Genomic DNA, 14,983 nt, shown 5'->3' on the forward strand with positions numbered 1-14,983 from the left:
ACAGATGTTTTTGGGCGGAATTCAAAATCGTTCGAAAAGCGGTGATTGAAATGGTATTAGATTGGTTGGATTCTCAACTTCATTTGATTAGCGTGCTTTGGTTATTTCCCATTTTGTTTATGTTTCATGATTTCGAAGAGATTCTTACGGTGGAGAAGTGGACCAAACAGAACAAGGAACAAGTTCTTGCGGTTTTACCTAAATCAATACGAAAATATTTTTATAGCAGCTTTCAGATGACAACTGTTCAATTTGCGTACGATGTATTTTGGATTTTCCTTACCATTACAACAGCAACATGTTTAGCCGTCATTTTCTCTTTTTACTATATTTTTTTAATGTTACTGTTTATCTTTTTTGCCCATGTGTTCACACATTTAGGGCAAGCACTCTACCTAAGGAAATACACTCCTGGTGTAATCACTTCCATCATTCTAGTGTTGCCCTATTCTTCATATACCTACTATCGATTGCTGAAAGAACAAGTCATAAGCGGAACAGATATATTGTGGAGTACTATTGGAGCTTTCATCATCGTGCCAATATTATTTCTGTTTCTGGTGAATGAAAGAAATAAAGCTACAAAAAAAATTGAGGAAGATGGTGCCGACAAGAATTTTTTGTTGTAAGATAGATTTGAAGTTACACGATTAACTGTAGGCGGGTAACTTTCATATAAATATACCCCAAAATGTGCAGAGTATTTTATCGAAAAACTTAAGAAAGATCAAATTAATACAATTGTTGTACAGGAAATCGAACAGGAATCCGAACCAAAAGTTCGGAAGGAAAAACGGACAGAACGCAAGAAATGGAAAAAAAACTTTAAAACTGATTCAAGAAAATTTTTTACCTCGACTAGCCCAATACAAGGAACAGGATGAAATCTTTGGCGACACAAGTGTATAATCTCGATCTACTTTTTCCTCGTTCTTAGGTTCTACGATTAATGTACCGTATAATCCCTTGTCCACTTGTTTCGCGCTTTCTTGATGGGAATGATACCAATACGTTCCTGGTACAGTAGCTGTAAATTCATACGTAAAGGTTTCGCCCGGTTTGACTGCATCCATTGTGATCCCCGGAATTCCGTCCTTACTATTTGGAAAAGGGTAGCCATGCCAATGAATCGTAACCTGTTCCGGTAATTCATTTTTCAAATTGATTTTAACAGTCTCCCCCTGTTTAATACTCATTTGCGCTCCGGGAACCGATCCATCGTACGTATAGACCGGAAGTTTTACTTTATCATTTATTTGTAATAATGCTTCCTTAGCAGTAAGATTAATCTCTTTACCGGATAAAACTTCTGTATTTGTTACCAAATTCAGTTGCTCATTGACTTCAGAGGTTTTGGATGTTTTTTCCTCATTTTTATTCATGTTTGACATATCGTGTCCTTGCATAGAACTGTGCGAAGCGTTATTTGAGCAGGCTGCACTAATCGCAACGACTCCCGCTAAAATGGTTCCAAACAATAATTTTTTCATGTATTTTCCTCCATAAACTTTCATCATAAAAAATAAATGTGCAAAATTTATGGAGAAAGAGTTATATAAATAATTTTCCACAAAGTAATTTAGAGAAAATAATTATTCGATGTTAATGGAGGATATGAAACAAAAAAGACAAACCACTATCTATAACCGGTTAATTGTGGTTATAGGTAATAGCTTGTTTGCCCATTTGTATCCAAGCGTTTATAAATTCAGACTTAGGTGCTTTTTTATTTTTCGTACCTGTCAACGGGTCATTAAAATAAATATATTGCTCATCATATCCGGTGATTAACACGGAATGCTCCCAGTATGTAATTTTTAAAGGACCTTGCGGGGTCTGCCATTCAATAAATTCAGAAGGAGGAAGTACACGAAAGGTTGTGTTAGTAATAACCCAAACTGGAGTACCTTTAGACAAATATTTATATATTTCTTCAAATGACTGTCCTGTTAAATCAATGATTTGGTTAGGTAAATAACTCTCGGCTAATTCTTTTATAGGTTTATGATAGACACCGTATCCCGGTTTCTTTTTTGTATACATGTCACCAACAAACCCTTCATTTGGATGTCCATAAAATACTTTTCCATTATGTATTCGATAAGGAGTTGGGTTTTTCTTTATTTGCTTCGCTAGTGTCATCTTGTCTACTTTGATTCCCGCGTGATTCAAAAGCATTGCCAGACTTGTTACCTCGCACCCCCTTGGTAGTTCTGGAAGTTGCGAGAGAAGGGGGGCATCAATGAGAGCTGATTTAACCGGGACTTGTTCTTTTGAATTAGATGACGAATTTCTCTCTTCAACTTTATTTTTATATGATGTTTTCTGTACTTGATTTTTTATAGCATCGATCATATTTTCAGAATTTACATAATGGACAAATAGAGTTAAAAACAATAGGAAAAAAGCGGTATAGAACCCTATAGCTAGTTTATATAACTTTTCATTGGTTGGCTTTCGTAAAAGAAAAATAGAAAGTGAAACAATCATAAAGGCTAAAAAAAGTATAATCCCTAACATGACAGCTGCACCCCTTTGTTAAACTTGCTGTTTTTATATTATCAACTAAATATGCAGAAACAATGGAGGTGATTCTTATCATGTAATTATGTAACAATTTCGAAAAAATCCATAATTTTTCCACATTTTATTGTTATAATCAGTAGCGTTGCATAAAAAAATTTAATGTTTGTCAAGCTCAATAAAAATTCCAGTTATTTCATGTAACTGAATATTCAGACATACAATCTTTCTAAGCAAGCTTAAAAGGACAATGACGTCTTAATCGGCAGTCCATTTCCACAATTTGGTAATATATTACAGAAACATTGGATCATAAACTAAATCGTCTAGGTGTTCCACCTCCCCTTCTTCAAATTGGTACACGATGGTTTCAAAATCTTTTTCCCAATGGTATTTTTTCCGACCGTTGGACGTTCGAATTGGCTTTTTAAAAAGGGAGCGAACAAAACAGTCAAAACCTTTAAAAAGCAGATTCTGTAAAGTTCGCTTGATCTCTAATAAAGGACCATCGTGATTCACTTTTAATTGGAGCATGGCCTGTAAGCAATAGGTGATTAGGGCGATCCAAATTTGATTGTAAACGGCATTTTGACTTTTTCCATAAAATCTTTTTATCTTAAGGTGCTGTTTCATCCATTTAAAGAAGGTCTCTATCTTCCAGCGATATCGGTATAAATCTGCAATCTCTTCCGCAGAAAGATCAAAGCAATTGGTTATGATGATCACGGGATTCCCTTCGCTGTCGACCGTTTCGATCAATCGGAGAGGATGAGTCATTTTGGTATGATTACGGTCATTTCCTAAAATGACAATCTGATCCCTATAAATCAAACGTTCTGGATTGGGAATCCGTTCCGATAAAACTTCAATCTCTGCGTTCTTTTTAAGCCGGGTAATGAATCGCACCCCTTCTCGGCATAAGCGGTCGAACTGTTTGTAATCGACATACCCTCGATCAAACAAGTAAATCGCATTTGGATCGATTTCAATGAGTTCGTCCATCTGTGTGCGATCGGCATGTTTCGCGGGTAAGATAATCCCTTGATCCGGAACAGTGATATCCTTCGTTACAACAACCTTTAAATGGAGTCGAACACCAGCCTTTGTCTTACGAAAAGTTGCCCATGGATATTGGCTCAAACTCATGCTCATCGTGGTAGAATCAATGACCAGAAGACGACCAATGTTTCGGATGATCGGGGCATTTTTCATTTGCCCTTGGATCTTTAAGACCAGATATTTAAATACTTTTTCAAACAGTTGAGGGGATAATTGGCCTAATTTGCGAGAAAGTTGCGAAGTACTAATTGCATCAAATTCCAGATATGTCTGCAACTCTTCCTTGTCTTTCAAATGTTTGGCCAATTTTGTTAAGCTTTCCAATTCGTTTAACTGAGCGATGATACAAAGTTGTAAAAACTTATACGCCGTTAATTTTTTAATGTATTTGTCAACGTCAATCACATTAATTAGTTTTGAAAAAGTTATTGGATCGATCTCTTTAAATAGTTCATTTATTGTGGATTCTGTGGTATTCTTATCCATAATGGTTTCTCCTTATTCTTAGGATTTGGATAGGACTGCCAATCCTAATTATAAGGAGTTTTTTTATATCCAAAAAGATGAAATTTAACATAAAATTGGGCTTGACAAATTAAAATTAACTTAATGCAATGCTACTGTGTTATAATATATTAAAGGAATGAAAATATCGCAAGCAGGTTTCAGGAGGAATAATTAAAGTTCATTATAGGAACCTATAGATGGTATAAAAATAGAGTTTGTTACATTTAAATAAGATCAAAATATTATATTTTGCTAACCCAAGTCTTGATACAATCTATAAAATTTAAATTTGATAAAGTGAGGGAATAGCAATATCATGTGCGGTTTTATTTGTAGTATTCATGATCATCCAAGAATCATTGATGAAAAATGGAAAGAAACGTTTCAAGAAATGAATGATATCATTACTCATCGCGGTCCTGATGATGGTGGTTATTTTTTTGATGAATATGTGAATTTTGGATTTCGACGTTTGAGTATTATCGATCTTGAGACAGGGCACCAGCCATTGTCCTATGAAAATGAACGATATTGGATCATATTTAATGGGGAAATCTACAACTATGTGGAATTGCGAGAAGAATTGCTTGCAAAGGGATATAAATTTACTACTCATTCCGATACAGAAGTCATTATTGCTCTTTATAGTGCTGAAAAAGAAAAAGCTGTAGAAAAGCTTCGAGGTATGTTTGCTTTCGTCATCTGGGACAAACAAGAGAAAACGATTTTTGCGGCACGTGACCCGTTTGGCATAAAACCATTTTTCTATATGGAACAGGGCGACCGTACGTTTTTTGCTTCCGAGAAGAAAAGTATTTTGCTCGCTCTTAAAAATGATTTATTAGACTATGATTCACTGCAGCATTATTTAACATTCCAATATGTACCTGAACCAATGACGATGTCTGATGGTATTAAAAAGTTAGAACCGGGTCATTATATTAAGAAAAAAATCGGTGAAAAATTAACCATTCATCGCTATTGGAAAGCCAAATTCCAACCTATCATCAAATCAGAAGATGAACTTGTCAAAGAAATTCGCAACGCGCTGTTCGATTCCGTGCAAGTGCATATGCGCAGCGATGTGCCGGTAGGTTCTTTTTTATCAGGAGGAATTGATTCATCCTTCATTGCAGCGATTGCGAAACAATTTAACCCTCATATCAAGACATTTTCTGTCGGCTTTGATCGGGAAGGATTCAGTGAAATTGATGTGGCAAAAGAAACAGCGGACAAGTTAGGCGTTGAGAATATTAGCTATGTCATTTCACCAGAGGAATATATGGAGGAATTGCCGAAAATTATGTGGCATATGGATGATCCACTTGCCGACCCTGCTGCAGTGCCGCTTTATTTTGTCGCCCGGGAAGCAAGAAAGCATGTAACGGTCGTTCTTTCCGGTGAGGGAGCAGACGAGCTGTTTGGGGGTTATAATATTTATCGTGAGCCGCAGTCATTGGAACTCTTTGAGCGAATGCCAAATGCAGTTAAATCAGCCTTGAGAGTGATTGCAGGAATACTCCCGGAAGGAATAAAAGGAAAAAGTTTTATTGAGCGTGGTACAACACCCATGGAAGAACGATATATCGGCAATGCGAAAATGTATAGCGAGGCAGAAAAACAAAAGCTGCTAAAAGGATATAAGAGGGGATTAGAATATACAAATATTACAGCTCCTTTTTATAGAGAAACAACCCATTATCCTCCTGTAAACCGGATGCAATATATTGATATTCATACATGGCTGCGTGGCGATATTTTATTAAAAGCGGACAAAATGACAATGGCCCATTCATTAGAATTGCGGGTTCCATTTTTAGATAAAGCAGTGTTTGAAGTAGCGGCAAAAATTCCTCCAGAGATGAAGACAGCAAATAATACGACGAAATACATTTTGCGCAGAGCAGCGGAGGGTATTGTGCCAGATCATGTTTTACATCGAAAAAAATTAGGGTTTCCCGTGCCAATACGTCATTGGTTGAAAAACGAAATGTATGACTGGTCGAAAAATATTATAAAAGAAAGTGCAACAGATCATTTATTTAATAAAAATCTATTGTACCGTTTACTAGACGAGCATTGTAGCGATAAGGCAGATCACAGCCGAAAAATTTGGACCGTTCTTATCTTTATGATTTGGCACCAAGTATATGTGGAAAAGAAATACGATTTTACAAATGTATATAAAAAAGACAAGCAGCTGCTATCAATCTAATTTGATTAATTTGTGATTTCCTGTCTTCTTATTTGCACCCAAGCTTCTAAAATTCAGCTTTTGGGTGCTCTTTTATTTTTCGTACCTGTCAACGGATTATTAAAATAAATATGTTAATCATCATCCCATCAAGGAATTACAAGATCAGATTATTACATGCAATCAATGAAATAATTGTAAGCGTAAAAGGGGCTGTCCGAAAAGTCGATTGAATCGACCTTGGGCTCAGCCCTTTTTTCTGTTTTTAGGGTACAAAAAAATCGTCCTTTTTTATAGAATGAAATTGACCAAAAAACATTCTACAGAAAGGACGATTTCTTATGAATAATCAAATGACTATTCAAGAAAATTATAACACGCAATTAGAAATGACTCTAGAGGGTATTCAAAAAATAGAGGTTCAAAAGAATAAGAAACGCAAAAAACTAGTTTTCCAACCTTATTGCAATCGTCAAGTCATGAGCATTTTAGATATCGAAATGTATATTCCTGAAAATCATGTCGCCCGTTTAGTGGATGAAATGGTGGAATCGATTCCGGATGAAGTGTTGTATACTCATTATGTTGGTGGGGGTCGTGCACCCTATCACCCTAAAATGTTATTGAAAGTGATTTTATATGCGTACACTCAAAATGTTTATTCAAGTCGGAAAATAGCGCAAATGGTGAAAGAAAATCTTCCGATGATGTGGTTGGCGGGATTGCAAACCCCTGACCATCGCACAATAAATGATTTTCGTAGTGTTCGTATGTCAAACATGATGGATTCTGTATTTGAACAATTTGTCCTTCAACTAGTAGAACAAGGACTTATCGACCTCGACCATATTTTTGTGGATGGTACGAAAATAGAAGCGAATGCCAACAAATATACGTTTGTATGGCGAAAATCCGTAGAAAAATATGATCAGAAACTACGAGCCAAAATTCAATCGTTTCTACAAGAAGCGCACCAAATCGCCTTGGAGGAATTAAAAGAAGAACAATTAGAAGAAGAATTAGAAAAATCATCGGCACAACTTTCTGAGAGAATAGAAGCTTTGGAAAAAGATTATAAACAGGAAGAAGACAAAGAAAGAAAAAAAGAACTTCGCTCTAAAAAATCCCAACTCACCAAACAACTGAAAACGATTCAAACGGATTATCTTCCACGATTACGAAAATACAAAGTACAAAAACAGATTCTAGGTGAACGAAATAGCTACTCGAAAACCGACCATGAGGCCACTTTTATGCGAATGAAAGAGGACCATATGAAAAACGGCCAACTCAAGGCGGGTTATAATGTTCAACTCGCCACACAACATCAATTTATCGTGGGATTTGAAATTTATCAAAATCCAGGAGATACTCGCTGTTTCCAACCATTTATGGAAAAGTTATTGGAATCGATGCCGAAGGAAAAGAAACTCAAGTATGTCATTGCCGATGCAGGATATGCGAGTGAAGAAAACTATTTATATGCGATTGGCGAAGAAAAAGAACCTCGTTTTGAATTATTAGCCCCATACCAAACCTATTTGAAGGAACAAAGTAAAAAGTTTAAAAAGGATTTATCAAAAGTACAAAACTGGAAATACATCGAAGAAGACGATTGCTTTATCTGTCCGAACAATCGGAAAGTCGTATTCAAGTATTATCAAAAAAGAAAAAATGCATCTGGATACATACAAGATTTGAAAGTGTACGAGTGTGAAGATTGTACGGATTGCCCGTTGAAGAATGGGTGTACGAAAGCCAAAGGAAATCGTCGAGTATATTGGAACACGATTTATGAAGAAATGAAAGCGAAAGCCAAAGCAGCTCTTGGTGACGAACAAAAGGCAGCTCTTTATGCGAAGCGTAAAGTGGATGTCGAAAGTGTGTTCGGTAACATCAAGGGCAATTTGCGTTTCACTCGATTTCTGTTACGGGGGCTTCATAAAGTCCGAACAGAATTCGGGATTGTGGCAATGGCCCACAACATACTGAAATGGGCCGCAAATTCCCAAACCAATTTCAAAAATAAGGAAACAGAGCGAATGGAAAAACTCATTGTTTTCTCCATTCGCTCTGTTTTTATGGACTTTTTAGACAAGCCCTTGTTATGATTTATTTAGCTTTTATTAGGAACACGACATTCTTCTGGAATTGTTGTGGACCAAGGAAGGAGTTGATCTAATTTTTCTTTGTCAGTCAGATTAATATTTGGAAGCTGTTCAAATAAATATTTAAGGTAATTGAATGGGTTTAATCCGTTTTCCTTCGCAGTCTCCACAATGCTATAAATGATTGCGCTGGATTTAGCCCCCTTTATGGTATTGCTAAACAGCCAGTTTTTCCTCCCGATTACAAACGGTTTAATGGATCGTTCTGCGCGGTTGTTATCAATTTCTAAACGACCATCCTCTAAAAAAGCTACTAAACGGTCCCATTGATTACGACAATATTTAATGGCTTGCCCAAGTGCACTTTTTGGCAACACTCTTGGGGCTTGTTCATGAAGCCATGCCAAAAAAGCCTCCAATACCGGTTGGCTGCGTTCTAAACGTTTCTTATAACGTTCTTCAGGACTAACGTCCTTTAAATCCCGTTCTATCGAGAAAAGTTGATTACAGAATGCAAGACCTTCTTTGGCTTTAACGTGAGTAGTTTTAGCCGATTCAGGAAGAGCCTGCAAAGCTTCTGTGAATTTACGTCTGGCATGAGCCCAACAACCGACCAGACTGACATCAGGGATTCCGTTATAACCGGCATACCCGTCCACATGTAAATATCCACGGAAACCTTCCAAAAATCGTAAAGGATGTTTGGATGCACGGGTTCGCTGGTAGTCATACAAAACAATTGGAGGCCCCATTCGTCCTGTCCGATAAAGCCACATAAATGATTTGGAAGTCGCTCGTCGGTCAGGTTCTGAAAGAACCTGTAAGGTGGTCTCATCCGCATGGAGGATATCCTGATTCAATAGATGGTTACGCATTCGGTCGTAAACAGGACTCAACCAGGTGTCGGCTCCATACAAAATCCAATTGGATAAAGTTTGCCTGGAAATGAATATGCCAAATCGCTCCAGATGTTTTTCCTGGCGATACAAAGGCATACTTTCAACGTATTTCTGCGTCATCGTATAAGCCATTGACGATGGAGATGCCAGACTTCCCGGAAAAACAGGAGCCGGCATTTTCGCCGTGACAATAGGCGTTTCTATTTCATGGCGTTCACAATGACGGCAACTATAAACATATTGGACATGCTTTTTCACTTTTACTTGTGCTGGAATAACTTCTATTTCTCTGCGTACTTGCGTACTCATTTCGTGTAGAGGTCCAGCGCAACACGAACAAACCTGTTCCTCAGCTGGCAAACGGTATTCCACCGTTTCAGTAGGCAGGTTTTCTAGTTTTTCATCTCGACGATTTCGCTCCTTCTTGCGTGTATATGTAATGGTTTCAATCGTCGGTTCTTCATCATCAGGATTTGCGGTAGCTTCAGCTTCATTGAAAAGGGACAGTTGGTCTGAATTGGTCTTCTCACTGGAAGAACCAAAACGACGTTGTTGACTTAACCGAAATTGCTCCTCATACCATTTTAGCTTCGCTTCCAAAGCTTCCTTTTCTATTTCAAGCTTTTCGTTACGCGCTTTATAGTATTCAATTGTTTCCTGAATTTTTGTGTCCGTGTTTTTCATAGTTCCAGTATACGCAAAAGAATCCGGCTTGACCAGTCGGATTCTCAAGTTTTTTAATTTCATAGAATCGTGCGTGCTTTCACTGTGGGATGGGCTTGTTTTTGTTCGATGGATAAGCCATCTAATAACCAGCGTAGCTGACGAGGACTGATATCCATCGGCACTCCTTCTTGTTCAGATGGCCAGTTGAAAGTTCCTCTTTCTAATCTTCGATAATGGAGCCAAAACCCATTATTATCCCACTGTAGAATTTTAAGTTTATCCCTTTTCCGATTACAGAAAACAAATAAACAAGGGGAAAATGGATCCAAATCGAAGCATTCTTTGACGATGACTGCGAGACCATCAATCGATTTCCGGAGATCGGTGCTTCCACGTGCAAGGTACACTCGTTCAAAAGTAAGCGTAAAATAATCCCCACCTTTTAATGATAGGGATTAAATACTATTATTGTGATAAGTTATTAAAAACCCGACAATTCAAAGGAATTGTTTTGGACCAAGGAAGTAGTTGATCAAGCTCATCCATATTGCTTATATCCATATTGGGAAGCCTTTCAAATAAGTAGCGAAGATAATAAAATGGATTTAATTTATTCTCTTTTGCTGTCTCCACAATACTGTAAATGATTGAGCTGGCCTTAGCTCCTTTCGGAGTATTGCTAAAAATCCAGTTCTTCCTTCCGATCACAAATGGTTTAATGGATCGTTCACTTCGATTATTATCGATTTCTAATCGTCCATCCTCTAAAAATGCCACGAGTTTTTCCCATTGGTTGAGGCAGTATGTAATGGCTTGACCTAATAGACTCTTTGGTAAAACATTGCTTTTCTCTGTTTTTAGCCATGCTGAAAAAGCCTCCAACAATGGTTGGCTGTGTTTAAGTCGTTTTTTATATCGTTCTTCTGGTGTACATTCTTTCAAATCACGCTCGATGGCAAATAGCTGATTACAGAAATTGAGTCCTTCCCGAGCTGTGACTGCTGAATGACGTTTGGATTCAGGAAGTACGTTTAAAGCCTCATCGAACTTTCTGCGGGCATGAGCCCAACATCCAACTAATGTTACGCCGGATACCTTATGGTATCCTGCATATCCATCGACATGCAGGTATCCTTTAAACCCTTTTAGGAATTCTTTGGCATGTTCTCCTGCTCTAGTTTCCTGATAGTCATAAAGGACAAGTGGTGGATCCTCTCTTCCAGTCCGATAAAGCCACATGTAAGATTTCGATGTGCTTGACCTTCCAGGTTCATGTAAAACCTGAACAGTTGTTTCATCCGCATGTAGAATGTCTTTAGAGAGGAGATGCTCTTTCATTCGTTGATAAATTGGCGCAAGCCATTTTTCGGCACCATAAAGCATCCAATTGGCCATGGTTTGCCTGGATAAGATCACACCTAATCGTTTGAACTGTTGTTCTTGGCGATATAGAGGTAGCCCCTCTACATATTTTTGATTCATAATATATGCCATGCTTGACGGTGAAGCTAAACTTTTTGGATACACAGATTTTGGGGCAGGTGCTGTAACGATTGGTGTCTCTATTTCATTACGCTCACAATGACGGCATCCATAGACATATCGAACGTGTTTTAAAACTTTGACTTGAGCCGGAATAATCACTAATTCTTGTCGTACTTCTGTGCTCATTTCGTGTGTTTTTTCACCGCAACACGAACAGACCTGCTCTTCTTCGGGTAAACGATATTCAATCGTTTCCATAGGCAGGTTTTCAAACGTAGCTTGACGTTGACCACGTTTCTTTTTACGACGATATGTAATTGTTTCAACAGTTGGCTCTTCGGCTTTTACATTAGACTCTACCTCTGCTTCATTGAATAAAGGTAGTTCTAATTGATTAGGATTTGTTTTTTCGCTTGAAGAGCCAAATTTTCGTTTTTGACTAAGACGATACTGTTCTTCATACCATTGTAATTTCGCCGTCAATTCAACGATTTGCTGTTGAAGTTTTTCAATTAATTCAAATGGGTTTTGGTTAGGATTCTTTAAATTTTTCATCATGTAGTAATAATTCGACGGTTTTAGCTATTTTCCTCCAAGGTTTTTGTTAAAAGTAAAAAATTCATATAACTGTTCTAGCCTTTACTTCTGGGTGTGCTTTCTTTTGCTCCATTGCAAGACCATCCAATAACCAGCGTAATTGCCGATAACTAATTTGTATCGTTCCAGTGTCATTTTCATTTGGCCATTGAAATTTTCCTTTTTCCAATCGACGATAATAAAGCCAAAAACCATTATAGTCCCAGTGAAGAATTTTTAATTTATCTCGCTTTCGATTACAGAACACAAAATAGCTTGATGAAAAGGGATCTAAATCAAATCCCTCTTTCACCAAAGCAGCTAATCCATCAATGGATTTTCTCAAATCAGTACTTCCTTTTGCCAAGTAAACTCGTTCAGCTCTTGTACCAACTAACATGTTGATTTCAACGTCCTAACCACTTCTGAAAGAAAGGCCGGATCGAAACCAGGTTTTACTTCAATTGAAATCCCACTAATTTCAATCCGTAATGAATTTTCAACTGTTTGTGAATGATCTTCTAGGGTAACGGATGCCCATTTTGTAGACTTTCCTTGATTTTTTATTGGATTTTCAATTTTTCTTAACCAGTATTTAAACTGGTGAATACTCCATTGATTTTCCTTGCACCAGTTTACTTGAGTTTGACCGCTTTTACGATAGTCAGCGATTCGTTGTTCCCAAACCTTTCGTAATTCAGGATTCTTAGGCATAAAAAAACCTCCTTCAATTTCATCTTGAGGAGATTATCTCATGAAATTAGCACATCAAGAAGGTGTGCAAGATTTGACGCTTACGTTCAAAATTTGCGTTAGATATCATCGATTTTGAATCACACGCACTACATCGGAAAGTAGATTCAAATCGGTGCCTGGACGTACTTCGATGGACAGTGCACCGTAATGAATAAGCACAGATTCCTGACCCGTATGATGGGAGGAGATTTCTTGGACATCCACCGTCAACCATTTTGATTGATGCTCGTTCGTAGAAATTTCTTCCTCACGAAACTTTCGAATCCAGTAGTACATCTGATGTATTTTTACATCATTGATGCGAGACCACTCAGCAGCACTCAATCCACTTGTTTTCCAAGCATCATACCTGGATTTCCATTCTATTCTTTTGTCAGCATCATTCATAGCATAACCTCCAGCATTTTTTCTATGGAGATTATCTCATGTAACATTCACAACTAGAAGGTGCTGAGTATTTGACGCTTACAAATAATTAATAAATGAGTGATGAACCGTCAACTTAATAGATTGGCGGTATTTCTAAAGAAGAGGGATATTTTTTATTATTTCCTCTACATAAATTCTGCAAATTTATTTATTAAGATATATTTATCTAGTTATTAGAATCGTTATAATGCTCCCATAAGGTGAGACACATGAGCGTGATAAATAAGTTATAATGATACATGAAAAAAAGAAACCGATATACCGCAGAATTTAAAGCTAAGGTGGTTCTTGAGGTGTTGCGTGAAGAGCAAACCGTCAATGAAATAGCCGCCAAATATGAATTAAGCCCAGTCATGGTCAGTCGTTGGAAAGTAGAATTTCTAGAACGATCCTCGATGGTCTTTGAAAAAGGCTCAAGCGAAGTGGATAAAATCCGTAAAGAATATGACGCGGTTCTTGTGAAATACAAAAATCGCATTTTTCTTGTGCGTCCGGCATGGATCCATTCTATAGGGTGAGAGGCACGAACCATGAAGGCAGTTGTAGAGTTAGCTTTAAAATAGAAAAACCTTGAAAGGCTTGTAACCAATCAAGGTTATTTAACGCTTTTTAATTGCTATACTTGTTTATCCAATCTATAATGTCTTGTTCTACATGTAGATATTCATTTGGACTATCTTTTAAATCAATTCCGGAAACAATTTGTAAAAGTTCCCAAACAGTTTCTTCTGATATATTTGGCTCATCCTGCATGACATATTTTGAAGCCCAATCTGCTACTTCTTCTCGTGTTAGCTTTCCTTGTAAAATCATTTTTAATTTATTAATTATTTCTTCTTTTGTTGGTTGTTTCATTTTTTCACCACTTTCCAATATAATTCCCATTGCTAGAAAAAAACCTTGAAAGAGTTTTTACTCAATCAAGGTACTCAAGAATTTGTAGTTCTATTCTGCTTTTACAGCTTCTTTTAATTGTTCTACTACACTTTTTAGCCATTGAATTGGAGTTAGCTCAAGATCAGGAAAATATACTCCGTCTGCACAGTGTTGAATGTATTCATTCTTTTCATCATCCGAATACTCACTATTGATGAATTCTGTTAAAAATACAATAGCAGATTTAAGATATTCTTTACTTTCCTCTGTTAACAATTCTTGTAATGCCTCTTCAGGTGAATCTGCATCTTGATGAAAAGTCCCAGCCAAGAACTGAAAAACTGGATCTTCTGGATTATTTTTGACTAACAAGCATTTTTCCCTCCATTCCATTATTTGGTTGGATAACCAGTTAAAATAAAATTCCCTGCTTCATCCTTCTTTAATACTATGTTAGCATTCCCTCATCCCTAAACACACGTAAGAGAGTGTATCCTTGTGCCTTTAATTTCATCTTCTTGGTAGGCAAGGCTGTATCCATCTTTGGCTTGCCCTTGTGTGGAAACTCGGATATATCCAATCACATTCATGATACCTTCCCCCTCCGTTACGCAAATTCAGATTAACGTAACGCTTGTTAACAATGACGAGTATTATACGACCGTCTTTAGTGAAAATACAATACAAAAATAATTTGCCAGCTCTTATTGTCACAGTCAGTTAAAAGTTTATACCCTCTTTCTCGCCACGAGAAAGCTTTCTCTCGTGTTTTAAAGCGTACTCGAAGGGTATTAGTGGCGTTATCACTTTACCATGCATTGCAGCCAAACTCATAGTAGGCGGAACCATTATGAAGTCTGAATTAAAATGTTGGTAAAAACGATATATAAATTTTCTCGTAATTG

At 37.2% G+C, this 14,983-nt stretch carries 14 protein-coding genes and 2 pseudogenes; 4 read left to right on the plus strand and 12 right to left on the minus strand.

Annotated features, from left to right (window positions below):
• Nucleotides 1-50 precede the first annotated feature (50 nt).
• On the plus strand, nucleotides 51-629 hold the full coding sequence (locus NSS70_RS06840; protein WP_198318514.1) for an HXXEE domain-containing protein: 579 nt from the start codon (nucleotides 51-53) through the stop codon (nucleotides 627-629).
• Between the two features lie 267 nt (nucleotides 630-896).
• On the opposite strand, the pseudogene NSS70_RS06845 reads toward NSS70_RS06840, so the two are convergent.
• The 3 genes and pseudogenes from NSS70_RS06845 to NSS70_RS06855 form a co-directional block, all read right to left on the minus strand.
• Nucleotides 897-1,490: pseudogene (locus NSS70_RS06845) on the minus strand (multicopper oxidase domain-containing protein); the annotation flags it as partial.
• Nucleotides 1,491-1,650: 160 nt separating this feature from the next.
• On the minus strand, nucleotides 1,651-2,520 hold the full coding sequence (locus tag NSS70_RS06850; RefSeq protein ID WP_094245385.1) for a C39 family peptidase: 870 nt from the start codon (nucleotides 2,518-2,520) through the stop codon (nucleotides 1,651-1,653).
• A gap of 297 nt (nucleotides 2,521-2,817) precedes the next feature.
• Nucleotides 2,818-4,068: an IS4 family transposase gene (locus NSS70_RS06855; protein WP_339192832.1), complete on the minus strand. Its 1,251-nt coding sequence runs from the start codon at nucleotides 4,066-4,068 to the stop codon at nucleotides 2,818-2,820.
• Between the two features lie 337 nt (nucleotides 4,069-4,405).
• Between NSS70_RS06855 and asnB the strand changes: the two genes are divergently transcribed.
• Complete coding sequence (asnB, locus tag NSS70_RS06860) at nucleotides 4,406-6,304, plus strand: asparagine synthase (glutamine-hydrolyzing) (protein WP_339199281.1); 1,899 nt, start codon at nucleotides 4,406-4,408, stop codon at nucleotides 6,302-6,304.
• Between the two features lie 320 nt (nucleotides 6,305-6,624).
• Nucleotides 6,625-8,394 (plus strand): IS1182 family transposase, encoded by a 1,770-nt coding sequence (locus tag NSS70_RS06865; RefSeq protein WP_339199596.1) that lies wholly within the window; start codon nucleotides 6,625-6,627, stop codon nucleotides 8,392-8,394.
• Nucleotides 8,395-8,399: 5 nt separating this feature from the next.
• On the opposite strand, the gene tnpC (NSS70_RS06870) is transcribed toward NSS70_RS06865, so the two are convergent.
• The 6 genes from tnpC (NSS70_RS06870) to tnpA (NSS70_RS06890) form a co-directional block, all read right to left on the minus strand.
• Nucleotides 8,400-9,974, minus strand: a complete 1,575-nt coding sequence (gene tnpC / locus NSS70_RS06870; RefSeq protein ID WP_339199974.1) for an IS66 family transposase — start codon at nucleotides 9,972-9,974, stop codon at nucleotides 8,400-8,402.
• A gap of 59 nt (nucleotides 9,975-10,033) precedes the next feature.
• Entirely contained in the window at nucleotides 10,034-10,363 is a 330-nt protein-coding gene (tnpB, locus tag NSS70_RS20810) for an IS66 family insertion sequence element accessory protein TnpB (RefSeq protein WP_445206619.1), read from the minus strand.
• A 58-nt stretch (nucleotides 10,364-10,421) separates the two neighbouring features.
• Nucleotides 10,422-11,999 (minus strand): IS66 family transposase, encoded by a 1,578-nt coding sequence (tnpC, locus tag NSS70_RS06875; protein WP_094245431.1) that lies wholly within the window; start codon nucleotides 11,997-11,999, stop codon nucleotides 10,422-10,424.
• Between the two features lie 61 nt (nucleotides 12,000-12,060).
• Nucleotides 12,061-12,417 (minus strand): IS66 family insertion sequence element accessory protein TnpB, encoded by a 357-nt coding sequence (tnpB, locus tag NSS70_RS06880; protein ID WP_003352857.1) that lies wholly within the window; start codon nucleotides 12,415-12,417, stop codon nucleotides 12,061-12,063.
• Nucleotides 12,411-12,731 carry an IS66 family insertion sequence element accessory protein TnpA gene (tnpA, locus tag NSS70_RS06885; RefSeq protein ID WP_003352856.1) on the minus strand — a complete coding sequence of 107 codons (321 nt, stop codon included), beginning with the start codon at nucleotides 12,729-12,731 and terminating at the stop codon, nucleotides 12,411-12,413. The genes tnpB (NSS70_RS06880) and tnpA (NSS70_RS06885) overlap by 7 nt, the downstream gene beginning before the upstream one ends.
• A gap of 105 nt (nucleotides 12,732-12,836) precedes the next feature.
• Nucleotides 12,837-13,160, minus strand: a complete 324-nt coding sequence (gene tnpA / locus NSS70_RS06890) for an IS66 family insertion sequence element accessory protein TnpA (RefSeq protein ID WP_066247376.1) — start codon at nucleotides 13,158-13,160, stop codon at nucleotides 12,837-12,839.
• Between the two features lie 281 nt (nucleotides 13,161-13,441).
• On the opposite strand from tnpA (NSS70_RS06890), the gene NSS70_RS06895 reads away from it, so the two are divergent.
• Entirely contained in the window at nucleotides 13,442-13,720 is a 279-nt protein-coding gene (locus tag NSS70_RS06895; RefSeq protein ID WP_340881123.1) for a transposase, read from the plus strand.
• A gap of 91 nt (nucleotides 13,721-13,811) precedes the next feature.
• Here NSS70_RS06895 and NSS70_RS06900 read toward each other — a convergent pair whose 3' ends face one another.
• From NSS70_RS06900 to NSS70_RS06910, 3 genes and pseudogenes are all read right to left on the minus strand, one after another.
• A complete protein-coding gene (locus NSS70_RS06900; RefSeq protein ID WP_117017593.1) occupies nucleotides 13,812-14,057 on the minus strand; it encodes a DNA-binding protein in 246 nt (81 codons plus the stop codon).
• Nucleotides 14,058-14,147: 90 nt separating this feature from the next.
• The gene (locus NSS70_RS06905) at nucleotides 14,148-14,450 is read right to left on the minus strand and encodes a contact-dependent growth inhibition system immunity protein (RefSeq protein WP_063389303.1); all 303 of its coding nucleotides are present in this window, start codon (nucleotides 14,448-14,450) and stop codon (nucleotides 14,148-14,150) included.
• A gap of 85 nt (nucleotides 14,451-14,535) precedes the next feature.
• Nucleotides 14,536-14,668, minus strand: a pseudogene (locus NSS70_RS06910) (recombinase family protein); the annotation flags it as partial.
• Nucleotides 14,669-14,983: the final 315 nt, after the last annotated feature.

Origin of the sequence: Aeribacillus sp. FSL K6-2848 (assembly GCF_038004325.1) — a bacterium.
Taxonomy (GTDB): domain Bacteria; phylum Bacillota; class Bacilli; order Bacillales; family Aeribacillaceae; genus Aeribacillus; species Aeribacillus composti.